Genomic DNA, 24,503 nt, shown 5'->3' on the forward strand with positions numbered 1-24,503 from the left:
TTTCGTTGGAGTTCTTACATCGTGGGGGCGCCTCCAGGCACGAGCCGGAGCAAACGCGGGCATTTCCTGCGTGCGGCTTTGCCGTGCCTGGCGCTGACTGCCCTCGGAAGCGCGCCGGCGGCCGCCCAGAGCCTCACGCCCGACCTGTTCAATCCCAATCGCGGCGGCTTTGCCGCGCCCGACACGCTGCCGACGCGCCGCACGGCGGGCGTGCCGCAGGCGCCGTTGGATGCGCTCCCGGCGCTGCCCGATCCCAATGCCGATCCGCGCAAGCGCCAGCAGGCGCCGGCGACCTCGCGCGTCGGCCAGGTGCCGACCTACGGCCTGCCGGCCGCCAACGGCGCCAGCGGCTCCGGCTACGACTCGCTCAACCGCAAGCGGCAGCAGCCAAAGCTCTATCCCGGGCAGCCGAAGCCGAAGCGCCCGGTCGGACCCGGCTCGCCGGTGCCGCCAGCAACGCCGGACCGGACGCTAGGGCCGCCGCGCATCGCGCCGCCACCGTCGGAAACCGCAAACAAGGCGCCGGTGCCGCGGGCGATGGCGGGCACCGTGCCCGGCCAGCCGCTGCGCCGCCGCCTCAAGGCCGACGACGATGCGTTCGGAGCGGTCGGCGACTATGCCGGCAGCTTCCTGATCAAGGGCGGGCTCGAGCTCTCCGCCGGCTACGACACCAATCCGGCGCGCCTGAACAAGCCGGTCGGCTCGCCGGCCTATGTCGTCGCGCCCGATCTTCTCGTGATGTCCGACTGGGAGCGCCACGCGCTGGTCGCCGATCTGCGCGGCTCGTTCTCCGGCTACACCAACAACATGCCGGCGACGATCGACGGCTTTGCCTCGCCGTCGCCGGTCGAGATCGACCGCCCCGATTTCACCGGCCATGTCGACGGTCGTTTTGACGTCAGTCGCGACCTCAAGCTCACCTCGCAGTTCCGGCTGCGGGTCGCGACCGACAATCCCGGCAGCCCGAACGTGCAGGCGGGCCTGCAGAAATATCCGATCTACGCCAGCTATGGCGGCACCTTCGGCTTCGACCAGACCTTCAATCGCTTCCAGGTGGCCGCCGGCGCCACCGTCGATCGCACCGCCTACACCGATTCCAAGCTGACCGACGGCTCGACCTTCAGCAACAACGACCGCGACTTCAACCAGTATGGCGGCATCGGTCGTTTCTCCTACGACCTCAAGCCGGGGCTGAAGCCGTTCGTCGAGATCGAAGGCGACAGTCGCGTGCACGACCAGCCCGCCGACCGCAACGGCTATTTCCGCGATTCATCGGGTGGCTACGCCAAGGTCGGCTCGAGCTTCGAGTTCTCGCGCATCCTGATCGGTGAGATCTCGGTCGGCTATACCGCGCGCAACTATGTCGACCCGCGCCTCAGCCAGCTCGCGGGCTTCCTCACCGCGGGCTCGCTGATCTGGAATGCGAGCGGCCTGACCACGGTGAAATTCGCCACCGACACGCAGATCGCGGAGTCCACGGTCCCCGGCTCCTCCGGCGTGCTGGTGCACACCTACGGGATCGAGGTCGATCACGACTTCCGCCGCTGGCTCACCGCCGTCGGCAAGTTCACCTACGGCACCTACGACTACCAGAACCAGAATCGCAACGACAAAACCTACTCGCTCGAAGGCAATCTGATCTACAAGCTCAACCGCAACATCTGGATCAAGGGCACGCTGCGCCACGACATCCTGAACTCGAACCAGCCGGGGTCGAGCTCGCAGGGGACGGTGATGTTGGTGGGGGTGAGGTTGCAGAACTAGAGGCGGTGAGCACGTGGATTGACGCGCCATCTTGCCGCTTGCTCAACAGTCATGCCCCGGCTTGACCGGGGCATCCAGTACGCCGCGGCCTCTCAGTAGGCGACAGCTGTCTCGGAATACTGGATCGCCCGCTTTCGCGGGCGATGACACCTTTCGTAAATCTGGCAGCGGAGCGAGAACCTACCGCGGCAGATCCGTCTTCCCCATCAGGAACGTATCAATCGACCGCGCGCACAGCCGGCCCTCGCGGATCGCCCACACCACCAGCGACTGGCCGCGGCGCATGTCGCCGGCGGTGAACACGTTCGGGCGCGAGGTCTGGTAGTCGAGCGTGTTGGCCTTGACGTTGCCGCGCGGGTCGAGATCGACCGAGAGCAGCTTGAGCAGGCCCTCGTGCACGGGATGCACGAAACCCATCGCGAGCAGGATGAGCTCGGCATCGAGCTCGAACTCGGTGCCGGCAATCGGCTTGAACTTGTCGTCGACGCGCACGCAGTGCAGCTTCTTGACTTGGCCGTTCTCGCCGGAAAACTTCTGCGTCAGCACGGCGTATTCGCGGATCGCGCCTTCGGCCTGGCTCGACGAGGTGCGCATCTTCAAGGGCCAGTTCGGCCAGGTCAGGCCCTTGTTCTCGCGCTCGGGCGGGGCGGGCATGATCTCGAGCTGGGTGACCGAGAGCGCACCCTGGCGCAGCGAGGTGCCGATGCAGTCAGAGCCGGTGTCGCCACCGCCGATGACGACGACATGCTTGCCGCCGGCCAGGATCTCCTGGACGCCGCCGAGCGGCTCCTCGGAGACGCGGCGGTTCTGCTGCGGCAGGAAGTCCATGGCGTAGTGGATGCCTTGGAGGTCGCGGCCGGGGATCGGCAGGTCGCGCGGGGCTTCTGCGCCGCCGGTCAGCGCGACGGCATCGTAATCGTTGAGCATCTCGCGCGGGTCGACATTGCCGTCAGCGCCGACATGGCTGTTGTAGTGGAAGGTGACGCCTTCGCCTTCCATCTGCTTGACGCGGCGGTCGATGACGCCCTTCTCCATCTTGAAGTCGGGGATGCCGTAGCGCAGCAGGCCGCCGGCCTTGGCGAACTTCTCGAACAGATGCACGTCGTGGCCGGCGCGCGCGAGCTGCTGCGCGCAGGCCATCCCGGCCGGACCCGAGCCGATCACCGCGACCTTCTTGCCGGTCTTGACGGTCGCCACTTCCGGCTTCAGCCAGCCATTGTCCCAGGCGCGGTCGACGATCGCGCATTCGATGGTCTTGATGGTGACGGGGTTGTCGTCGATGTTGAGCGTGCAGGACGCTTCGCACGGCGCCGGGCAGATGCGGCCAGTGAACTCCGGGAAATTGTTGGTCGAGTGCAGGTTGCGCGAGGCCTCTTCCCAATTGCCCTGATAGACGAGGTCGTTGAAGTCGGGGATCTGGTTGTTGACCGGGCAGCCGGGCGTGCCGGGCGCGACCGAGCCGGTGCCGTGGCAATAGGGAATGCCGCAATTCATGCAGCGCGCGGCCTGGTCGCGCGTTTCCTTCTCGGTCAAGGGAACGACGAACTCGTTGTAGTGCTTCACGCGCTCGGCGACCGGGGTGTACTTGCGGTCATGCCGTTCGATTTCGAGAAAACCCGTGATCTTGCCCATTAAACCCGAAGTCCCTGCCGCTTAAATTCGTCTTCTCTCTAGCCAGACCCTCATCCTGAGGAGCGGCGCACTGGCGCCGCGTCGCGAAGGATGAAAGGCCCCGCTGGTGACCTCATGGTTCGAGACGCAGCTATCGCGCTCCTCACCATGAGGGCTTATCGCTCTACGCGCCGATCGCGATTTTCGGCTCGGCGTCCGCGTTGGCGGCCATTTCGCGCAGCGCGCGCCGGTATTCGACCGGCATCACCTTGCGGAATTTGGGCAGCCAGTCCTTCCAGTTGGCAAGGATGTCGGCGGCGCGCTTGGAGCCGGTCGCTTTCGCATGGCGCGAGATCAGGACGTGCAGGCGCTCGACATCGGAGTCGAGCAGGTTCTTGAACACGTCGACCCGGCCGTGCGCCTCGAGGTCACCCGAGTGGTTATAGGTGCCGGCGTTGATCAGCTCTTCCGACAGCACCGGCTCGAGCTCGACCATCGACATGTTGCAAAGCTTGTCGAAGTCGCCGGTCTCGTCGAGCACATAGGCGATGCCGCCGGACATGCCGGCCGCGAAGTTGCGCCCGGTCTTGCCGAGCACGACCACGATGCCGCCGGTCATGTATTCACAGCAATGATCGCCGGCGCCTTCGACGACCGCCACCGCACCCGAGTTGCGCACGGCGAAACGCTCGCCGGCGACGCCGCGGAAGTAGCACTCGCCCTGGATGGCGCCATACATCACCGTGTTGCCGACGATGATGCTCTCTTCCGGCACGATGCCGCTGTTGGCGGGGGGCTTGACGATGATCTTGCCGCCCGAGAGGCCCTTGCCGACATAGTCGTTGGCTTCGCCTTCGAGCTCGAAGGTGACGCCTTGCGCCAGCCACGCGCCGAACGCCTGGCCGGCGGTGCCCTTGAGGCCGACATGGATCGTGTCGTGCGGCAGGCCGGCATGACCGTAGATCTTGGCGACCGCGCCCGACAGCATCGCACCCGCGGAGCGGTTGGTGCTGTTGATCCTGGCCTCGATCTTCACCGGCGCGCCGCGGTCGAGCGCAGGCGTCGCCTTCTCGATCAGCGTGCGGTCGAGCACCGCTTCCAGATGATGGTTCTGGCGCTCGGAGTGATAGATCTTCTGGCCCTTCTCTTCCTTCTGCTTGACGAAGAGCTTCGAGAAATCGAGGCCCTTGGCCTTCCAGTGCGCGACCAGCCTGGTCTGGTCGAGCAGCTGAACCTGGCCGATCATCTCGTTGAAGGCGCGGAAGCCGAGCGATGCCATGATCTCGCGGACTTCCTCGGCGACGAAGAAGAAGTAGTTGATCACGTGCTCGGGCTGGCCGGTGAAGCGCTTGCGCAGGACCGGGTCCTGGGTCGCGACGCCGACCGGGCAGGTGTTGAGATGGCACTTGCGCATCATGATGCAGCCGGCCGCGATCAGCGGCGCGGTGGCGAAGCCGAACTCGTCGGCCCCTAAAAGCGCGCCGATCACGACGTCACGGCCGGTGCGGAAGCCGCCGTCGACCTGGACCACGATGCGGCTGCGCAGCCGCTCGCGCACCAAGGTCTGGTGGGTTTCGGCAAGGCCGATCTCCCAGGGCGAGCCGGCGTGCTTGATCGAGGTCAGCGGCGAAGCGCCGGTGCCGCCCTCGAAGCCCGCGATGGTGACATGGTCGGCGCGCGCCTTGGCAACGCCGGCGGCGACCGTGCCGACGCCGATCTCGGAGACCAGTTTGACCGAGACGTCGCCCGTCGGGTTGACGTTCTTGAGGTCGTAGATGAGCTGCGCCAGATCCTCGATCGAGTAGATGTCGTGATGCGGCGGCGGCGAAATCAGGCCGACGCCCGGCGTCGAGTGACGAACCTTGGCGATGGTCGCGTCGACCTTGTGGCCGGGCAGCTGGCCGCCTTCGCCGGGCTTGGCACCCTGCGCCATCTTGATCTGCATCATGTCGGAGTTGACGAGATACTCCGTGGTGACGCCGAAGCGGCCCGAGGCGACCTGCTTGATCGCCGAACGCATGGAATCGCCGTTCGGCATCGGCTTGAAGCGGTCGGCTTCCTCGCCGCCTTCGCCGGTGTTCGACTTGCCGCCGATCCGGTTCATGGCGATCGCGAGCGTGGTGTGCGCCTCGCGCGAGATCGAGCCGAAGCTCATCGCACCGGTGGCGAAGCGCTTGACGATGTCCTTGGCCGACTCAACCTGGTCGATCGGGATCGGCTTGCGCTTCTCCTCGTCCGCGTTCTTGATCCGGAACAGGCCGCGCAGCGTCAACAGCCGCTCCGACTGCTCGTTCAGGATCTTGGCGAAGGCGCGGTAGCGTTCCAGCGAATTGCCGCGGGCGGCGTGCTGGAGCAGCCCGACCGACTCCGCGGTCCATGCATGGTCCTCGCCGCGGCTGCGATAGGCATATTCGCCGCCGACATCGAGCGCGGTCTTGTAGACCTGCGCGTCGCCGAACGCGTCGGCATGACGGCGCACCGCTTCTTCCGCGATCTCGGCAAGGCCGACGCCCTCGACGCGGGTATGGGTGCCGGCGAAGAACTTGCCGACGAAGTCCGCCTTGAGGCCGACGGCGTCGAAGATCTGCGCGCCGCAATAGGATTGGTAGGTCGAGATGCCCATCTTGGACATCACCTTGAGCAGGCCCTTGCCGATCGACTTGATGTAGCGCTTGACGATCTCGTAGTCGTCGAGCGAGCCGGGCAGGCGGTCCTTCATCGCGATGATGGTTTCGAACGCCAGATAGGGATTGATCGCTTCGGCGCCGTAGCCGGCCAGGCAGGCGAAGTGATGCACTTCGCGCGGCTCGCCGGATTCGACGACGAGGCCGACCGAGGTGCGCAGTCCGACGCGGATCAGATGATGATGCACGGCGGCGCAGGCCAGCAGTGCCGGGATCGGCACCCGGTCGCTGCCGACCATGCGGTCGGACAGGATGATGATGTTGACGCCCTCGCGGACGGCGGCTTCCGCACGCGCGCAAAGCTCGTCGAGCACCTGGTCCATGCCGGCAGCACCGAGACCGGCGTGGAAGGTGGTGTCGAGCGTGCGCGACTTGAAGTGCGACTCGGCCACATCGGAGATCGAGCGGATCTTCTCGAGATCCGCATCGGTCAGGATCGGCTGGCGCGCTTCGAGACGCTTGGTGGTGGCGAGGCCCTGCAGGTCGAACAGGTTCGGCCGCGGTCCGATGATGGAGACGAGGCTCATCACCAGCTCCTCGCGGATCGGGTCGATCGGCGGGTTGGTGACCTGCGCGAAGTTCTGCTTGAAATAGGTGAACAGCGGCTTGGCCTTGTCCGACAGCGCCGAGATCGGCGTGTCGTTGCCCATCGAGCCCGCGGCTTCCTCGCCGGTGGAGGCCATCGGCGTCATCAGGATGGAGATGTCTTCCTGGCTGTAGCCGAACGCCTGCTGGCGATCGAGCAGCGACAGGTTGGAGCGCACGCCGGTGGTCGGTACCTTCGGCAGCTCTTCCAGCACGATCTGGGTCCGCTCCAGCCACTCCTTGTAGGGATGGCTCCGGGCGAGCTCGGCCTTGATCTCGTCGTCCGGGATCAGGCGGCCCTGCTCGAGGTCGACCAGCAGCATCTTGCCGGGCTGCAAGCGCCACTTGGTGATGATCTGGTCCTCGGGGATCGTCAGCACGCCCATCTCGGACGCCATCACGATGCGGTCGTCCTTGGTGACGAGATAGCGCGCCGGACGCAGCCCGTTGCGGTCCAGCGTAGCGCCGATCTGGCGACCGTCGGTAAAGGCGATCGCGGCGGGGCCGTCCCACGGCTCCATCAGGGCGGCGTGATATTCGTAGAAGGCGCGGCGCTTCTCATCCATCAGAGGATTGCCGGCCCACGCCTCCGGAATCATCATCATGACGGCGTGAGGCAGCGAGTAGCCGCCCTGCACCAGGAATTCGAGCGCGTTGTCGAAGCAGGCGGTGTCCGACTGGCCTTCGTAGGAGATCGGCCAGAGCCGGTTGATGTCCTTGCCGTAGAGCTCGGAGCTCACGGAAGCCTGGCGCGCCGCCATCCAGTTGGTGTTGCCGCGCAGCGTGTTGATCTCGCCGTTATGCGCGATCATGCGATAGGGATGCGCCAGCGACCAGGCCGGGAAGGTGTTGGTCGAGAAGCGCTGATGCACCAGCGCCAGCGCGCTCTCGAAGTCCGCCTCGTGCAGATCGGGATAGTACTTGCCGAGCTGGTCGGCGAGGAACATGCCCTTGTAGATCACGGTGCGGCACGACATCGAGCAGGGGTAATAGCCCGCAAGGCCGCGGTCGCGACGCTGGTAGATCGCCTGCGAGATCGACTTGCGCAGGATGTAGAGCCGGCGCTCGAAATCGTCCTCGGTCTTGGCGGTGCCGTTGCGGCCGATGAACACCTGCATGCAGGCGGGCTCGGTCGGCTTCACGGTGACGCCGAGCGAGGAATTGTCGGTCGGCACGTCGCGCCAGCCAAGCAGGGTCAGGCCCTCTTCCTTGATCTGGTCGGCGATGATGCTCTTGATGACATTGCGCCAGGCGGTGTCGCGCGGCATGAACAGCGCGCCGATGGCATATTCGCCAGGAGCCGGCAACGTGAAGCCGAGCTCCCCGGCCTTGCGGCTGAAGAAGGGGTGCGGGATCTGCACCAGGATGCCGGCGCCGTCACCGGCGCGCGGGTCGGCGCCGACGGCGCCGCGATGCTCGAGGTTGCAGAGGATGCTGAGCGCGTCCGCGACGATCTCGTGGGACTTCTTGCCCTTGATGTTGGCGATGAAGCCGACGCCGCAGGAATCCTTTTCCAGGCTCGGATCGTACAGACCTACGGCCGGCGGACGCGAATTGTGTTCCTGAATCGGATCAGTCGTTTTCGAGGCGACCGTCGCCGACAGTTCTTCTGCCACGATGTTTGCGCGCTCGAATTGCGACCCGTTCATTGTTCCAATCCTCTCCATGCGGCAAGCTGCCTCACCGCTATCTTCGGCGCACCTTGGGCGTTCCGCGGCACCCGCCTCTGGGTCACCGCTCGTCCGCTGCGAGCCGCATTTTCTTAAATTCAGGCCAAGGCGTTCTTCGTCCCCGAGAACGGCTTTGCCTGTTGCCTTCCTGGCGCTCGAAAGCACCGACTTTCGTTGCAATCCGTATGCCGGAACTGCAAGCAAAATTGAGACAGTCTTCCTGTCCTAACCATCACCTTGCCAAATTTTTGTCTATCACACAAGCGCGCGGAAGTCCCGATTCCCAGAGTGTCAATCAGCGCTTTCCGCATGGCACGCGGCCCCGGTTTTGAAGCAAACGCGCCCTGATCCGGCCCTGCCGACGCCGAAATCCCGAATGAAGCTTCGGATCAGCCCTTCGAAAGGCGCGCCACGCCGCAAGAAGCGAAAGAGCGCGAGGCATTCGGGGGCCTGACAGGAGCGTGTCGACCATGAAGTTTTTCACAGGATGTGTGGCCGCTGCCACGCTGGCGCTGGTGGCAACGGCCGTCGAGGCACAAGTTCCGGCCAACGGCGCTGCGCGGGGCGCCTATATCGCGGTCTCGGATTTCGACGGACCCTATGGGCCGCCGGAAGCCGCGCCGCCGCCGCGCTACGGTTACGGCTTTGGCTACGAGGAGCGCGGTCCGGCACCGGCGCTGCTGCCGCCGACCGAGGTCTACGCCGTGCTGCGCGACAACGGCTTCTCTCCGCTTGGCATCCCGCGCCTGCGCGGCGGCGTCTACACCATCGCGGTGATCGACCGCCGCGGCGACGACGGCCGGCTGGTGATCGATGCCCGCGACGGGCGAATTTTGCGCTTCATGCCGGCCGCTGACGCCTTCGGCATGGCCCCCAGTGATGAGGTGCCGACGGTTGCACCTTACCGTCCGCAAAGCGCGCTGCCGCCGCCGACCATGGTCCGCAGCGGCCCGCCGCGTCCGCCGGCCTCGATCCCGCATGTCGCCAGCCGCACCGTGCCGCTGCCGAAGGCCGCCCCGCGCCGCGGCGAGGCGCCTGTCGCCGCCACCAAGCCGGCCGCGCCAGCTCCGCAGCAGGTACAAGCGCCGCAGGCGCAGCCCGCCCAACAGACCGCTGCCGTGCAGGCAAAGCCCGCCGAAGCCGCACCACCGCAAACCGCCGCGCCAACCGTCGGTCAGGCCAAGCCGGCTCCGACTATCATGCCGACGCAGGAGATGCCGGCGGCGCAGGGGCTGGACTAGCGCGCGCTCGCTTGACGCGACTGCGCGCCACGCTCCGGACGGAGACCTGAGCAAAAAAAAGCGCCCGAAAATCGCGGGCGCTTTTTCATTGCGGCAATCGCGCGCTCAGCTGCGCGGATACCCCGCGGCTTCCAGGATCAGATTCGCCACGTCCTTCGGATGCGACACCAGCGAGAGGTGGCCGGCATCGAGCTCGATCGTGGTTGCGTTCATGCGCTTGGCGAGGAAGCGTTCGAAATCGGGATTGATGGTGCCGTCGTTCTTCGATACCGCGTACCAGCTCGGCTTCGTGTGCCATGCAGCTTCCGTGGTGCGGCCGGCGAAGATCGAGGCGGCGGTCGGCCATTGCACGGCGTAGAGCTCCCTGGCCTGCTCCGGCTTCACGCCATTGGCAAAATACTTCAGGAAGGCGTCTTCAGAGAGCTTTGTGTAGCCGTCGCGCTCGACGATGCCGGCGCGGGCCGGGCCTGCCGGAAACTGCTTCGACAGCGCGACGAAGTCTTCGTTCGCATCGGGCGCGCGTGCGGCGACGTAGACGAGGCCGGTGACCTTCGGGTCGTTACCGACCTGGCTGATCACGGTGCCGCCCCAGGAATGCGCGACCAGCACCGTCGGGCCGTCCTGTTCGGCCAGCGCGCGCTTGGTCGCCTCGACGGAGTCCGCAAGCGACGACAGCGGATTTTGCACGGCGGTGACGTGCAGGCCCGCGGCCTGGAGGATCGGGATCACCTCCGACCAGCTCGATCCGTCGGCCCAGGCGCCGTGCACCAGCACGACGTTCTTGGCTTTCACCGTCTGCGGCGTCTGCGCGTGAGCCAGGCTGATGGGGGCCGCCAGCAGGCTCGCGGCGATGAGAAGGCTGCGCCAAAGTGACATGATCGTGCTCCGTATTGTTTTTGCTGCGATGCCCAAAGGACGGAGCGCGTGGTCGCGGCGTTACATGTCCTCACCGTTCTGTGATGCGATGCAAAACGAAAAAAACGCCCCGGGGCACCGGGGCGTTTTCGCAACTTGGTGGCTGTCGACGTGCTTAGGCGGCGACCGAACTCTCGATCACCTGCGCCTTCGGCGCGCCCGCGTTGATGGCGATCTGGCGCGGCTTCTTGGCTTCGGGAATCTCGCGCACAAGGTCGACGTGAAGCAGCCCGTTCTCGAGCGAGGCGTCCTTCACCTGCACGAAGTCGGCAAGCTGGAAGGCGCGCTCGAAGGCACGCGCGGCGATGCCGCGGTAGAGCACTTCGGACTTCGAGTTCTCGTTGGCGACTTTCTCGCCCTTGATCGTCAGCGTGTTTTCCTTCGCGACGAGGGAGAGCTCGTCCTTGGCGAAGCCGGACACCGCAACCGTGATGCGGTAGGTGTTCTCGCCGGTACGCTCGATGTTGTAGGGGGGATAACCGGGGCTGCCGTCCGAACCGGCCTGGTCGAGTAGGCTGAAGAGGCGGTCGAAGCCGACAGTGGAACGGTAAAACGGAGTCAGGTCGTAGGTACGCATGGTCTAGTCCTCCATTGAGCGACTGTTGGTAACCCGCCCGCCAATCGGGCCGGGCTTTAGTCTGTGTGCAGCCTAATGTTCCGGTTCCGAAACACTGGTAGCGGCCTGCACCATGGTGATATGGGTTCAGGGGAACGGCGTTCAAGAGGGCGGCAAGTTGCGCCTTTTCGGCGCTCCAGCCCCTTGATTTGCAGCATTTCTCGCCCAATGACGCTGATCTCGATTCCGTCCAATCCCGTTCCCGAAGACGTCGTCAGCGGCACCATCAAGACGCCCGATGGCGCCGAGCTGCGCTTTGCGCGCTGGGCGCCGCCGGCGAACCGCAAGGGCACGGTCTGCGTCTTCACCGGACGCAGCGAGCAGATCGAGAAATATTTCGAGACCGTGCGCGACCTGCGCGACCGCGGCTTTGCGGTGGCGATGATCGACTGGCGCGGGCAGGGCCACTCCTCGCGCCGCCTGCGCGATCCGCGCAAGGGCTATGTGCGCGACTTCTCCGATTTCGAGATCGACGTCGAGACCTTCGTGCAGCAGGTGGTGCTGCCGGATTGCCCGCCGCCCTTCTTCGCGCTCGCCCATTCCATGGGCGGCACCGTGATGCTGCGGGTGGCGCATGCCGGCAAGCGCTGGTTCGACCGCATGGTGCTGTCGGCGCCGATGATCGACCTGCCCGGCCGCGCCACCTCGTTTCCGGCGCGGGCGCTGCTGAAGACGATGCGCCTGATGGGGATGGGCGGTCGCTATGTCCCCGGCGGCAGCGACCACATCACCGGGCTCAATCCCTTCATCAACAATCCGCTGACCAGCGATCCCGTGCGCTATGCGCGTAATGCCGCGATCCTGGAGGAGGATCCGACGCTCGGGCTCGCGTCACCGACGGTCGCCTGGGCCGATACCGCCTTCCACGCCATGAACACCTTCAAGGGCAAGAACTACCCTTCCCAGATCCGCCAGCCGATCCTGATGCTGGCGGCCTCCAGCGACACCGTGGTCTCGACCGCGGCGATCGAGGAGTTCGCCTATCATTTGCGCGCCGGCTCCCATCTCGTGATCGCCGGCGCCAAGCACGAGATCCTCCAGGAGCAGGACCGCTACCGCTCCCAGTTCTGGGCCGCCTTCGACGCCTTCGTGCCGGGCACGCCGCTGTTCAAGTGACGGGGTGGAAGCTTCCTGAGGACGGCTGATCGTTCCACAATCTCCGTCATGCCCGGGCCTGTCCCGGGCATCCACGCCTTGTTGCGCGATCAAAGAACGTGGATGGCCGGGACAAGCCCGGCCATGACGATGAACCTTCTCTGCCTCACAGCGTCTTCAGATATTCGATCAGATCGTAGCGCTCTTGCTCCTTGAGCACGCGGCCGATGGTGCCGTCCTTGCCGGGGCCCGGCGTGCCATCGAACGAGTGGCCGGCATTGCTGTTGCCGAAGGTCTCGGTGCCATCAGACGCTCGCGTCGAGAAGCGCGACTGCCCGGTCTTGCAGCTCTCGCCGTCGACGACCGCGAAGCCGACCTGCTTCGGATCGTAGTCGCGACCACCACCCATGCAGAACGATTTGGGGCGCTCGGCCGCGGGGCTCAGCATCCAGTAGAGCGAGGGCACCGATCCGTTGTGCAGGTAAGGCGCGGTGGCCCAGACGCCGTTGAGCGGGCGCGCGCGATACCAGGGCGGCGGCTCCTTCGCCTCGGCCGGCTGCGGACCGGGATTCGGGCAGTTTTTGCGCTCGCCCCACCAGGCCTGCTGAACCTTCGGGTCGATCTTCGCATCGTCCATCGCTTTGCGGCTGACGATGTCGACGAGCACCATCAGCCCGACCGAGTACGGCATGTCGGTCGAGGAGATAGCCGGCAGATTGCAGCTCCACCAGGCATTGAGCTTCTGCGTGGGATCGAGCTCGAGAAAGCCCGGGACCTGAACCGTCCGCGTCGCCAGCACACTGGCCTGAGCGGGATCGGTGCCCATGCCTTTGACGCTTTTCTGGACCTCGTTCAGGAATTTGTCTTTGCCGATGGTCTCCCAGCGCGACGAGGACCAGATGCTCTGGTCCGGAAACTCGGTGTCGAACACGGGATCGTTGACCGGCCCGAGATGGCATTCGACGCAGATCTGCGCGTAGAGCTTGCGGCCGTTCTTGACGCGCTCGCCATCGATCTTCCAGGCATTGTCGCCGAAGATGTCGGACGGCCATTTCGGTGATGTCAGTCCGGAGAGCTGCTTTTTCGGATAGGGCGCCGACCCCTTCAGCAGATCCTCGATCCAGTTCAGGTTCTTGATATCCATCGACGAGCGGAACAGCGTGTCCTTGGGGGTATTGTCGGACAGATTGAGCAGCGCCGTCACGCCCAGCGCTTCGCCGGCGTTGCGGATCAGCGGTTGTTCGATGGACGCGTCATATTGCGCGAATTTGAGCCAGGGCACGGTCCAGATCGGCGGGAAGCTGACCGGCGCGTCCTTGGCATGCAGATTCTTTTCGAAGCCGCTGAGGCCGCTGAGCGTCATGTCCTGGGCGAAGACCTGATTGCCGATGCGGTTGAGCGCGTCGAGACGGCCGTATCCTTCCTCGGTGTCCTGCTGCTTCTCTTCCCGCTTCGTCTTCTCGTTGAACCTCGTCTTGCCGTCGATGGTTTTCGCGTAGGTCTTCTCCCAGTCGATCAGGAACGTGCTGATCGTGCGCAGCTTCTGCTTCAGCGCGTCGCGATCCGCATCGCTGGCGGAGGGGCCGAGCACACGGTCGGCGAAGCGCGTAAAGCGACCCGGCACGAGGAGCGTGTAGGCGATCGACAGACCCGTCGTGACCTCGAGCTTCCTCAGGTCGGTCATCGCCGGGCCGCCGTCGAAACGGATGTCGATGCCTTTGTAGTGAATCTGGCCGGTGTGGCAGGCGGCGCAGGTCAGGCCGATCCGGTCGTCGCCGACCTGGCCGGTCGCAGGATCGGGTACGCCGGTCATGCGAGCAAAGCCGACGGGCAGGCCGTCGACGTTTTCAGCCTGGGCGCCCCAGTTAACCGGCGGATCCCAAAGCCGCGCCGGCACCGGCTTGGTCTTGTCGTAGACATTGGCGTAGCCGAACCGGCGCAGCGTGGCGTCGTCGGTGTTGATCGTCTGCGGGCTCGGGATGAAGCCGAAGCGCTGCAGATGGTCGCTGTCATGCAGCATCCCGGGCTTTGCGAAGAAATGAAGCCGCGGCTGCTCGAGCGCCATGAACCAGCTGTAGGGCACCGGGAAGGTCGCGGTGCCCTGGCTGGCGTGATGAAACCAGTGCCGGTCCTCCAGCGCCCAGTTTTGCTCGAGCCAGTACGCGGCCCGCGGTTCGACAAGCTTCGGCAATGGCGGCGCCACGAGGTCACCGAGGATGCCGGGCAGCATCGGCTGGAATTGATCGGGAAAGCGCAGCGCCACGACGCCAAAGACGAGCAGCGCGGCGACTAACCCGCCGGCAACGCGCCATATGAGCGAGGGCGGGGTGACCGGCTGGCTGACGACTCGCTGCGTGATCCTGTCAGGGAATTTGCGCTCGTTGAACAGCGTACGCACGTCGGCGATGGCGAGATAGCGGTTCTCGCCTTCGCCCTTGCCCATGATCTTCAGCAGGATGGGCCATTCGAACTGCATCAAGATCCGATAGTACCAGCGCGCAGTGCTCCCGGCGCGCTTGAGGTTGTCGCGCATGTAAGTTTGTATTTCCGACGCGTTGATGCCGGGCTCGGTGCCGCCGCCGTTCGGATCGGTATAGTCCCTGCCGAAGCTGGCCAGGCGGGCGATCTGATCCTCATTGACCTTGCCGTCGACGCCGAGGATGCGCGAACCGGCGCCGCGCTTGTCCAGGGGGCCGCCGCGCAGGGCATCGAGCTGTGCGCCCGAAAAGATGCTCTTCAGGATGTGACCGAAGCCGTTGGCGATCAGCGCGATGCCGCGGGTCTCGACGCGGGCCACCGTCTTCATCAGCCCCTTGTCGCCGCTCGCATTCGCGATCGTCTGCGATAGCTTGCCGATCGGGACGGTCCCGCCTTCGACGAAGCCTTCGCCGACCAGGCCGCGCAGGAAGGGGCAGGGATTGTCTGGCGAGACCTGGATCGAGGGATCGAAGGGAGGCTTCGAGGCGGGGTCGTTCATGGCCCAAAATCCTGAAAACAGCGAATCGTGAAATGAAGACGCGCCGATAGAGCGCGGAAAGTCCTAACAAACCGACAGCAGCTTATACTACTTCAGCGTGTAAAGAAGTGTGGCTGAATTCACGGTCCTGTCAATAAAAGCCGGCCCGCGTTTTGCGAAGGGGCTGGGTCGAGACCGAGAAGGCCCGCCTGTCAGGACTCGGCCGCGCGTTTGACGTCGCTTTGCACCAGGGTCAGCTTGCTGAGCGGCACGCCCGCGTTCAGAAGCCCCTCGCGGTAATGGGCAAGGTCCTCGGGCCGCTTCCAGTGGAAATTGCGCAAGTGACGATCGACATTCAGCGTCGGGTAGTTGCGCATCAGCACGCCGACGGCCTCGCCAGCCTCATCGTCCCGACCCAACTGTGCCAGCGCCGCGGCACGGATCGCCAGCGCCTGCATGTGGTTCGGGTTGATGTAGAGCTGCTCGCGCGCCCAGGACAGGGTCGCGTCGTATTGCCCCAGCAGATAATGGCTGAAGGCGTTCAGCGCGGCCCATTGGTAGCGCGGGTCGCTGTTGTCGCGCTGCGCGGCCATCGAAAACAGCTCGATCGCCTCGCGGTGCTCGCCGATGACGAAATGGCAGATGCCGAGCACGCCGCGTGCGCCGTTGTCGTAGGGGTTGAGCGCGACCGCGCGCTTGGCGGCGTCCATCGCGGCCTCGTAATGCGCCTCCATGGCATGCGCCCAGGACAGGATCGAGAAGGCGAAGGAGGAGCGCGGGTCGAGCCGGACGCTGGTCTCGGCGAGGGCCATCGCCTCGGCCCACATCTCGCGCGTGCCCTTGACCCACCCGAACTGGATGCTCTGGATCTGGATCGTGGCGAGATAGGCGTGCGCGATCGACAGTTTGGGGTCGAGGCTGATGGCTTCGCGGAACAGGTCGACGGCGGTGGCCAGGTCCTCCTTGGTCTGCCGGTAGTAGTGCGACAGCCCCTTGAGGAAGCGGTCCCAGGCGGTCACGTCGGTGGAGAGCCGCGCCGGCGCCGAGGCCTCGGCACGGACGATCTCGGTGGCGATGGCGGCGGACAGATTGGTGGTGATCTCGTCCTGCATCGCGAACAGTTCGCCGATGTCGCGGTCGTAGCGGCCGGTCCAGAGCTGCTCGCCGGTCTCCGGCGCGACCAGCTCGGCGGTGACGCGGATCTTGGCTCCGGCGCGCCGCACCGAGCCCTGGATCAGATAGGTGGCATCGATCTCGCGCGCGATCAGGCGGGTGCTGGTGTTCTTGCCCTTGAACGCGAAGGTCGAGTTGCGGCTCAGCACGCGATAGAAGGATTGCAGCGACAGCGCGTGGATCAGATCCTCGGTGAGGCCGTCGGAGAAATATTCGTCCTGGGCGTCGCTGAGATTGGCGAAGGGCAGCACGCCGACGATCGCTGTGCGGTACTGCTGCGACAGCACCGACGCCTCCCGGAGCTCGGGCGCGAGCGCCGGCGCACCCTCGGGCATCCAGGTCCAGACCCCGATCGGGTCCTTGATGTTCTTGAAGCGATGGTTGCCGGCATCGACCAGCAGCGCGGTCAGGTGCTTGCTCGCCTCCCGGTAGGCCTTGGCCGAGATGGCGAAGCCGCCGGGGCTCGCCACCGCTTCGAGGCGGACGGCAATGTTGACGTCGTCACCGAATACCTCGTCCTCGTCGGCGATGACGTCGCCCATGTGGATGCCGAGGCGAAACTGCATGGCGCGCTCGGCCGGCAGGTGATGGTTGCGCTCCGCCATCAGCGTCTGCATCGCGATCGCGGCCTCGACAGCGCCGACGATGCTCGGGAACTCCAACAGGAAGCCGTCGCCGGTGTTTTTGACGACGCGGCCGCCATGGTTGAGGATGATGGGATGGATCGCGCTGCGATGGGCCTTGAAGGCGGCATGGGTGCCGGCCTCGTCTCTGCCCATCATGCGCGAATAGCCGGCGACATCGGCGCAGACGATGGCGGCCAGACGTCTTTCCATAATCCGGAGCTCCAAGGGATCGATGACCGGCCCCCGCGTGGCAGTCGCCTCGAATCCCGCATTTCCAAGAACCCTGCCTTTATAGAGCAGATAAGGCCGGGCGAAAGCATGATCCGCATTGCAAATTTGAGGTAAATTCTCCGCAATCCTGGCGGTGGACGGCGGCGGCCGAACCGAATAAGCCCGCCTTTCAAGGCTGACGGGGGCACCTCACATGCTGGGCATTCACGAGATCTGGCTCTTCATCCTGTCGGGCATATTGCTCAACATCACGCCTGGCCCGGACTCGGTCTACGTGATCGGCCGCAGCATGCAGATGGGCTGGCGGGGCGGCGCCGCGGCCGCGCTCGGCATCAGTTTTGGCTGCTTTTTCCACGTCGCGGGCGCGGCAATCGGCCTTTCGGCGCTGCTGATGGCCTCATCGACCGCCTTCTCGATCCTGAAGCTGGTCGGTGCGGCCTATCTCGTCGTGACGGGACTTCAGATGCTGTGGTCGCGCCCGGCGCTGGCCGCAGCCATCGACGAGCCGGAGCGGAGCCCGCTGCGGCGGGTCTTCCTCCAGGGCGTCTTCACCAACGCGCTCAATCCCAAGGTCGCGCTGTTCTTCCTGGCCTTCCTGCCGCAATTCGTCGCAGCCGATTCCCCGCACAAGCCGCTCGCCTTCCTGACGCTCGGCCTGATCTTCATCTTTACGGGAACGTTGTGGTGCCTGGTGCTGGCGGCGTTCGCGGCAAGGGCGGCCCACCGGCTGCGCAAGTCTGAGGGCGCGATCGCCTGGGTGAACCGCGCGCTCGGCGGCCTCTTCATCTATCTCGGCATCCGCGTCGCCATGCTGGAGACGCGATAACTCATTCGAACGGATGACTGGTCCGGCATGCAGTCGGCCCGATAGAGGCCGCGCGGGGAGGTTTCGATGGTTCGTGGAAGCTGCCTATGCGGCGCCGTGCGTTTCGAGATCGATCAGGTGCGTGCGCTCACGCATTGTCATTGCGCCAATTGCCGCAAGCTGACCGGTGCCGCCTTCGCCACCTACGCCCATGTCGATGCCGACAAGTTTCGCTTTGTTGCCGGCGAGGACATGACGGTGGCTTACGAATCCGCGCCGGGGAGCTTCCGCCATCGCTGCAAGACCTGCGGCTGCCTGACGCCGGGCAAGGCGAGTTATCTGCCGACCGTCAGCATTCCCGCCGGCCTGCTCGATGACGATCCCGATGTCAGGCCCCGCCTCCACGTCTTCACCTCGTCGCGCGCACCGTGGTGGACGATCCAGGACGATCTGCCCCAGCACGAAAAATGGGTGCCGGGCTACGAGCCCAAATCGTAGGCCTCAGGCGAACTCCTTCAGCAGCGCGCTGCCGGCGAGATAAATGCCGAGCAGGATCATCGCGATCAGGAACCAGCGGCGAAACGCTTCCGCCGGCATCCGCGCCCGCACCGACTGGCCGACGAACATGCCGGCAAAGGCCATGGCCATGCCCACGGCGCCCGGCACGGCGTTCGCCGGCGTCAGCAAGCCGCCGGCGGTGAGATTGAAGGCGAGCGCCAGCGTCGCGGTCGTGAAGAACACGCCGAGCGCCTGCACCAGTTCGTCCTTCTCCATGCCGATCGCCTGCATGAACGGCATCGAGGGGATCACCTGCACGCCTGTCGAGGCCGAGATCACGCCGGTGATCACGCCGACCACGCCGCCGACCCATTTCTCGTTCTGCGGCGCGACGTGGAACTTGAATTTGCTGAGCCCGATGATCGCGTAGATCACGAGCAGGATTCCGAGCACGATCGTGCCGTAACGGGCATGCGGGCCGGTCAGCGCGCCGGCATTGAGCCAGCATCCGATCACGGTGCCGATCATCAGCGGCCACAGCCGCCTCAGGATGTCGCGCAGATAGGGGCCGGCGAAGGTCTGCCAGATATTGGTGACGATGGCGGGCACGATCACGATGGCGATCGCGCGGCTCGGCGCCATGTTCACCGCGAGCAGGCCCATGGACACGGTCGGCAGGCCGAGCCCGACCACGCCCTTGACGAATCCGGCGATCAGGAAGACGGCGGCGATGAGGATGAGGAGCGGGTCAATCATATCTTGCACATTGACCGAAGCCGCGCGCGGGCACAATCTGAAGGTTACGGAGACAGCCTTCGTTCCTGGCGGAGGCTGAGGAGAATCCGACCATGCGCTTCGACCTCGTCGACCTCCAGCTCTTCATCGCGGTTGCCGACCAGCGCAGCATCACGCGCGGCGCCGAGCGATCGAATCTCGCCTTGGCCTCTGCCAGCGCGCGCATCAAAGGGCTCGAGGACGCGCTCGGCGTCGCGCTGCTCAAGCGTGGGCGGCGCGGTGTCGAGCTGACTGCGGCGGGCGAGAGCCTGCTCGATCATGCACGGGTCGTGATGCACCAGGTCGACGCCCTGCGCGGCGATCTCGCCGGCTTTGCCAGCGGCGTGCGCGCGAGTGTGCATTTTCTCGTCAACACCTCGGGGCTGTCGGAGCATCTGCCGAAGGCGCTGGCGGGTTTCCTGCGCGAGCATCGCGACGTCGCCATCGACATCGAGGAGCGCGAGAGCACCGATATCGCGGCAGCAATCACCGCCGGTGCCGCCGATCTCGGCTTTGCCGCCGAGCACGCGCTGCCTGATCATATCGAGCGTTTCGTCTTCAGCGAGGACCACCTGACATTGGTGACGTCGCGGCGCGGCCCGTTCGCGGGCCGTCGCCAGATCGATTTTCAGGAGACGCGGGATTGCGAATTCGTCGGGCTCACCAGCGCCACTGCACTCCAGATGCACATTTCGAAGCACGCCGCCCGGCTCGGCATGCGTCCGCATTACCGTGCGCGTCTGCGCGATTTCGACGCGATCTGTCAGATGGTCGCCGCTGACGTCGGCATCGCCCTGGTGCCGATATCCGCCGCCCGCCGCTGCGCCAAGCTGATGCCGCTGGCCATGGTCCGCCTGCGTGATGCCTTCGCCAACCGCAAGCTCGTGATCTGCGCCCGCAGCTTCAAGGCGCTGCCAAGGCCGGCCAAGATGCTGGTGGAGCATTTAAGGGCAGAGGCGGCGTGAGGGCGGCTTTTTGATGTGAGCCTACGTTGCGGCGGTGCGCACAACTGCGCTCCCTCCCCCCTTGCGGGGGAGGGAGGGGGAGAGGGGTACCCAGAAAAAGGTGTCTCTGTCGCGAAGAAGAGAGATCGATGGAGTCCCCGTGTGGACCCCTCTCCCTGGCCCTCCCCCGCAAGGGGGGAGGGAACGCACCTGTCGCGTTGTGAGGCCGTTCGCCTACCGCGCGCTACTTCGCCGTCTCGACTCCGGCATCCTTGATCACCTTCGCCCACTTCGCGGTCTCGTCCGCGATGAAGCTGCGAAAATGCTCCGGCTCGTCGCCAATCAGGGTCGCGCCTTGGGCGGCGAGCTTTTCCTTTACGGCCGGATCCGCCATGGCCTTCGTCGCCAGGCCATGCAGCGCGGTGACGATCTCCTTCGGCGTGCCCTTCGGCGCCACCATGCCGTACCAGTTCTCGATACGAAGATCGGCAAAGCCCGCTTCCGCGGTGGTCGGCACGTCGGGCGCGGTCGCGGAGCGCTCGGCCGAGCCGACCGCGATCGGCTTCAACGCGCCCGCCTTGACCTGCGGCAGCAGCACCGGAAGATCCAGGAAGGTCATCTGCACCTGCTGGCCCAGGAGATCGTTCACCGCGGGAGCAGCGCCACGATAGGGCACGTGGACGATGTCGATCTTGGCCGTCAGCTTGAACAATTCGCCGGCGAGGTGCGGCAGGCTGCCGGGGCCGGAGGAGGCGAAATTGAGCTTTCCGGGCTGCGCCTTGGCGAGCGCGATCAGCTCGCCGATGTCCTTTGCGGGCACGTTGGTGGCAACCACCAGCATTTCCGGCACGGTCGCAACCAGCGTCACCGGCGTGAGGTCGCTCGCGGTGTCGTAGGCGACCCGCTCCATGCTCGGGCTGATCGCGAGCGCGCCGGCTGAGGAGATGGCGATGGTGTAGCCGTCGGGCGCGGCCTTGGAGACCGCGTCGGTGCCGAGCACGCCGCCCTGGCCGCCGCGGTTGTCGATCAGCACCGGCTGCCCTGACAGCTCCGACATGCGCTGGCCGATCACGCGGGCAATGATGTCGTTGGGCCCGCCGGCCGGGAACGGCACGATCAGCTTGATCGGTTTTGCGGGGAAATTCTGCGCGGAGGCGAGGGCGGGAAACAGGAGCAGGAATGCAAGGAGGAGCTTAGGCCAGTTGTTCATGCAGGCTCTTTTCATGCACGCTCCTTGGGGCGCTTATCCGTTGAGCAGTTTCAGTGCTTCTTCGTGAACTCTTGCATCGCCGGCCGCGATGATGCGGCCGCCGCCCTGGGCCGGCTTGCCTTCCCAGGTGGTGACGACGCCGCCGGCGCCGGTCACGATCGGGATCAGGGCGGCGATGTCGTAAGGCTTCAGCTCGGTCTCGACCACGAGATCGACGTGACCGGCCGCCAGCATGCAATAGGAGTAGCAGTCGCCGCCATAGCGCGACAGCCGCGCGCCCTGTTCGATGCGGCTGAAGATGGCGCGGTCGCGTTCGTTCATCAGCAGCGGGCTGGTGGTGTAGCTCGTTGCTTCCGACAGCGAGGCGCAGCGACGGACCTGGAGCCGGCGCTCGCCGGACGGGCCTTTATAGGTGGCCGAGCCGTTGTCGCCGGAGAAGCGCTCGCCGATGAAGGGCTGGTGCATCATGCCGTACACCGGCGCGCCCTTGTGCAGCAGCGCGATCAGCGTGCCCCAGATCGGAAAGCCGCCGATGAAGGATTTCGTGCCGTCGATGGGGTCGAGCACCCAGACATAATCGGCGTCCTCGCGCTCGTTGCCGAATTCCTCGCCGACGATGCCGTGCTGGGGGAAGCTCGCCTTGATCAGCCGGCGCATCACCGCCTCCGCGGCGCGGTCGGCCTCCGTAACGGGGTCGAAATCCTTGGTCTTGCTCTTGTCGTCGATCGACAGCGAGGTGCGGAAGAACGGCAGGATGGTTTCGCCGGAGGCGGTGGCGAGCCGTCCGATGAAGGCTGAGAAGTCGATCACCGTCACGGCGCATCCTCAAAACGAAAGTCGGGTGAAGCTCGCTCCTGCCTAGCTCAATTCGCTTCTCGCGTGCAGCGCTGAGTTGGTTTGCTCCCTGGTATTTTGGATGCCGCAACCGGCTGCCCCATCCCAGTCATATGCTGGCCAAATATCGATCATAGAGTTGAAAACTTAGTTCCGAGTATGCCTTGTTCGTATGCAAACGGTTATCAACCCATTGAATTTCCTTATCAAAGAAACTGAATCTGGGTTTCGCTATAAGCAATTGAGCCATGTGCATATTGCATGGGAAACGGCTCAAAAGCCCTTGCACTTTGTGCGTCGCGGCCGCATATTGTTGCGGTGCGGTAGCGCTCTGCGTTACCGCTGCCCTCCTTGGGCGTTTCCTCCCTAGACTTGGGCCGCTTCTTCATCAGAAGCGGCCCTTTTTTCTTTGAGCCTCGATCTTCACTTCGAGCGCGCGAAAACGCGAAGCGAAGATTCGGCGCACGATACGCTGGCAGCTTGATCTGATGTTTGATCGGCGGCGCGATCGCGCGGCGACGGCTCGCTATTATTCCGCCGCGGCCTGGAACGGGCCGAGATCGCCGAACGGGATCGTCGTCGCCAGCACGTCGGCGAGCACGCCGAAGTCGCTTGCCACTTGCGCAAAGCGCGGACTGCGCTCGCGCCGCCGCTCGTCCATGTAGATCGCGCGGTTGAGCTCGAGCTGCACCGCGTGCAGCCCGCTCGCGGGGTTGCCGTAATGCTCGGTAATGAATCCGCCGGCATAGGGCTTGTTGCGGCCGATCGAATAGCCGAGCCCGCCCATGGTCTCCTCGACCCTGTCCGGAAGCAGCGGCGTGCAGCTCGTGCCGTAGCGGTCGCCGATCACGATGTCGGGCCGCCGCGGCTCGTCCCTGCTGACGCCGACCGAGGGCATCGAGTGGCAGTCGACCAGCACCACGGTGCCGAACATCTGGTGCACCTTGTTGATCAGCCGGCGCAGCGCGCGATGATAGGGCTTGTAGAGCGTCTCGATCCGCGCCAGCGCATCGTCGACCAGGATGCGTTCGCGATAGATCTCCTGGCCGTCGCCGACCACGCGCGGGATGGTGCCTAACCCGCCGGCGACCCGCATCGAGCGGGTATTGGCAAAGCTCGGCAGCCGTCCGGTGAACATGCGGGGATCGAGCTCATAAGGCTCGCGATTGACGTCGACATAGGAGCGGGGAAAGTTGACCCGCACGGTCGGAAAGCCGCGCTCGCTCAAATGGCCGATCAGCTCGTCCATGAAGGAATCTTCGGACCGCCGCAGCGTCGTCAGGTCGATCCTGGAGGCGCTGAGGAATTCGTCCGGATAGGTCGAGCCGGAATGGGGCGAGTTGAAGATGACAGGCGCGCGCCATTGCGCGGGCTCCACGATCTCGAAGGCGGGCGACACGTCGCCGTCAAACCGGGTCATCTTCTCAGGCTTCGTCCCTTCGCGCCGCGGGATCCGGGTCTCGGATCGAATTGATTCGGCCGGTGGAGCGGCTCTTATGTGTCGTCATTGTCTGGAATCGCAACCATTCTGCCAAGCGAAAAGATGTGATCGGCGCTGGAACATGTCTTAACCGTGTGGGCAGGGAAGCGGGGATGCGCCAGCGCGGCTCGATTGATTCGTGCCGCATTCGGGTTCACAAGGGACCGGCAGCGCAGCCAGCCCAGGGTAAAGATTTTCACCCCAAATTTACCCTCTGTCGGGCTTAGTAACCTCTGCTGATATCCTCTGGGGATTTGACGTTTCCTGCCATGCCCAAAATCCTGCTCGCCGAAGACGACAACGACATGCGCCGTTTCCTGGTCAAGGCGCTGGAAAACGCTGGTTTTCAGGTCTCGTCCCATGACAACGGCATGGCCGCCTATCAGCGGCTCCGGGAAGAGCCGTTCGAGATGCTGCTGACCGACATCGTGATGCCGGAGATGGACGGCATCGAGCTCGCCCGCCGGGCCTCGGAACTCGACCCCGACATCAAGATCATGTTCATCACCGGCTTCGCCGCGGTCGCCCTGAACTCGGATTCGGACGCCCCCAAGAACGCCAAGGTGCTGTCCAAGCCCGTGCATCTGCGCGAATTGGTCAGCGAAGTGAACAAGATGCTGGCGGCCTAAATCGGCCCCCTTCGGTCCTTGCACCGGCTCCCCTGAGCCGTTATAGGGACCCGACCCGATCTAGAGACATCTAGGGCGCGTAGCTCAGCGGGAGAGCACTACCTTGACATGGTAGGGGTCACAGGTTCGATCCCTGTCGCGCCCACCATCCTTCGCTCGCGA

At 65.1% G+C, this 24,503-nt stretch carries 17 protein-coding genes and 1 tRNA gene; 8 read left to right on the forward strand and 10 right to left on the reverse strand.

The features are described from left to right. Positions 1 to 21 precede the first annotated feature (21 nt). Positions 22 to 1,764, forward strand: coding sequence for an outer membrane beta-barrel protein (locus CT676_RS13000; protein ID WP_135214792.1), 1,743 nt, complete (start codon positions 22 to 24; stop codon positions 1,762 to 1,764). Between the two features lie 180 nt (positions 1,765 to 1,944). Here the strand turns inward: CT676_RS13000 and CT676_RS13005 are convergent, their stop codons facing one another. Together CT676_RS13005 and gltB are read right to left on the reverse strand one after the other, a co-directional pair. After that, positions 1,945 to 3,396 carry a glutamate synthase subunit beta gene (locus CT676_RS13005; protein ID WP_085398400.1) on the reverse strand — a complete coding sequence of 484 codons (1,452 nt, stop codon included), beginning with the start codon at positions 3,394 to 3,396 and terminating at the stop codon, positions 1,945 to 1,947. Between the two features lie 163 nt (positions 3,397 to 3,559). Continuing rightward, a complete protein-coding gene (gene gltB / locus CT676_RS13010) occupies positions 3,560 to 8,293 on the reverse strand; it encodes a glutamate synthase large subunit (RefSeq protein WP_135214793.1) in 4,734 nt (1,577 codons plus the stop codon). Between the two features lie 491 nt (positions 8,294 to 8,784). On the opposite strand from gltB, the gene CT676_RS13015 reads away from it, so the two are divergent. Continuing rightward, a complete protein-coding gene (locus tag CT676_RS13015) occupies positions 8,785 to 9,555 on the forward strand; it encodes a hypothetical protein (protein ID WP_085398756.1) in 771 nt (256 codons plus the stop codon). Positions 9,556 to 9,660: 105 nt separating this feature from the next. On the opposite strand, the gene CT676_RS13020 is transcribed toward CT676_RS13015, so the two are convergent. Together CT676_RS13020 and CT676_RS13025 are read right to left on the reverse strand one after the other, a co-directional pair. Next, the gene (locus CT676_RS13020) at positions 9,661 to 10,431 is read right to left on the reverse strand and encodes an alpha/beta hydrolase (protein WP_085398757.1); all 771 of its coding nucleotides are present in this window, start codon (positions 10,429 to 10,431) and stop codon (positions 9,661 to 9,663) included. Positions 10,432 to 10,585: 154 nt separating this feature from the next. Beyond that, positions 10,586 to 11,047 (reverse strand): Hsp20 family protein, encoded by a 462-nt coding sequence (locus CT676_RS13025; protein ID WP_063985698.1) that lies wholly within the window; start codon positions 11,045 to 11,047, stop codon positions 10,586 to 10,588. Positions 11,048 to 11,254: 207 nt separating this feature from the next. Here CT676_RS13025 and CT676_RS13030 point away from each other — a divergent pair, with 207 nt between their 5' ends. Continuing rightward, a complete protein-coding gene (locus CT676_RS13030; protein ID WP_028148092.1) occupies positions 11,255 to 12,202 on the forward strand; it encodes an alpha/beta hydrolase in 948 nt (315 codons plus the stop codon). 145 nt (positions 12,203 to 12,347) lie between these two features. Here CT676_RS13030 and CT676_RS13035 read toward each other — a convergent pair whose 3' ends face one another. Together CT676_RS13035 and CT676_RS13040 are read right to left on the reverse strand one after the other, a co-directional pair. Next, a complete protein-coding gene (locus tag CT676_RS13035; RefSeq protein WP_085398758.1) occupies positions 12,348 to 15,158 on the reverse strand; it encodes a di-heme-cytochrome C peroxidase in 2,811 nt (936 codons plus the stop codon). A 191-nt stretch (positions 15,159 to 15,349) separates the two neighbouring features. Next, on the reverse strand, positions 15,350 to 17,146 hold the full coding sequence (locus CT676_RS13040; RefSeq protein ID WP_135214794.1) for a tetratricopeptide repeat protein: 1,797 nt from the start codon (positions 17,144 to 17,146) through the stop codon (positions 15,350 to 15,352). Positions 17,147 to 17,360: 214 nt separating this feature from the next. On the opposite strand from CT676_RS13040, the gene CT676_RS13045 reads away from it, so the two are divergent. Next, the gene (locus CT676_RS13045) at positions 17,361 to 17,993 is read left to right on the forward strand and encodes a LysE family translocator (RefSeq protein ID WP_071909427.1); all 633 of its coding nucleotides are present in this window, start codon (positions 17,361 to 17,363) and stop codon (positions 17,991 to 17,993) included. A gap of 66 nt (positions 17,994 to 18,059) precedes the next feature. After that, complete coding sequence (locus tag CT676_RS13050) at positions 18,060 to 18,470, forward strand: GFA family protein (RefSeq protein ID WP_014491803.1); 411 nt, start codon at positions 18,060 to 18,062, stop codon at positions 18,468 to 18,470. 3 nt (positions 18,471 to 18,473) lie between these two features. Here CT676_RS13050 and CT676_RS13055 read toward each other — a convergent pair whose 3' ends face one another. Continuing rightward, positions 18,474 to 19,226 carry a sulfite exporter TauE/SafE family protein gene (locus CT676_RS13055; protein WP_085398759.1) on the reverse strand — a complete coding sequence of 251 codons (753 nt, stop codon included), beginning with the start codon at positions 19,224 to 19,226 and terminating at the stop codon, positions 18,474 to 18,476. A gap of 92 nt (positions 19,227 to 19,318) precedes the next feature. Here CT676_RS13055 and CT676_RS13060 point away from each other — a divergent pair, with 92 nt between their 5' ends. Next, entirely contained in the window at positions 19,319 to 20,209 is an 891-nt protein-coding gene (locus CT676_RS13060) for a LysR substrate-binding domain-containing protein (RefSeq protein WP_135214795.1), read from the forward strand. 223 nt (positions 20,210 to 20,432) lie between these two features. Here the strand turns inward: CT676_RS13060 and CT676_RS13065 are convergent, their stop codons facing one another. The 3 genes from CT676_RS13065 to CT676_RS13075 all read right to left on the reverse strand — a co-directional run bounded on the left by CT676_RS13065 (position 20,433) and on the right by CT676_RS13075 (position 23,652). Further along, positions 20,433 to 21,398, reverse strand: a complete 966-nt coding sequence (locus CT676_RS13065; RefSeq protein ID WP_085398761.1) for a tripartite tricarboxylate transporter substrate binding protein — start codon at positions 21,396 to 21,398, stop codon at positions 20,433 to 20,435. 33 nt (positions 21,399 to 21,431) lie between these two features. Next, positions 21,432 to 22,214: a histidinol-phosphatase gene (gene hisN / locus CT676_RS13070; RefSeq protein ID WP_014491808.1), complete on the reverse strand. Its 783-nt coding sequence runs from the start codon at positions 22,212 to 22,214 to the stop codon at positions 21,432 to 21,434. 547 nt (positions 22,215 to 22,761) lie between these two features. Beyond that, complete coding sequence (locus CT676_RS13075; RefSeq protein WP_014491809.1) at positions 22,762 to 23,652, reverse strand: N-formylglutamate amidohydrolase; 891 nt, start codon at positions 23,650 to 23,652, stop codon at positions 22,762 to 22,764. 329 nt (positions 23,653 to 23,981) lie between these two features. Between CT676_RS13075 and CT676_RS13085 the strand changes: the two genes are divergently transcribed. After that, positions 23,982 to 24,341, forward strand: a complete 360-nt coding sequence (locus tag CT676_RS13085) for a response regulator (RefSeq protein ID WP_007597092.1) — start codon at positions 23,982 to 23,984, stop codon at positions 24,339 to 24,341. Between the two features lie 73 nt (positions 24,342 to 24,414). Beyond that, positions 24,415 to 24,489 (forward strand) — tRNA-Val (locus CT676_RS13090). Positions 24,490 to 24,503: the final 14 nt, after the last annotated feature.

The sequence above is a fragment of the Bradyrhizobium sp. MOS001 genome (genome assembly GCF_004634465.1).
GTDB classification, from domain to species: domain Bacteria; phylum Pseudomonadota; class Alphaproteobacteria; order Rhizobiales; family Xanthobacteraceae; genus Bradyrhizobium; species Bradyrhizobium barranii.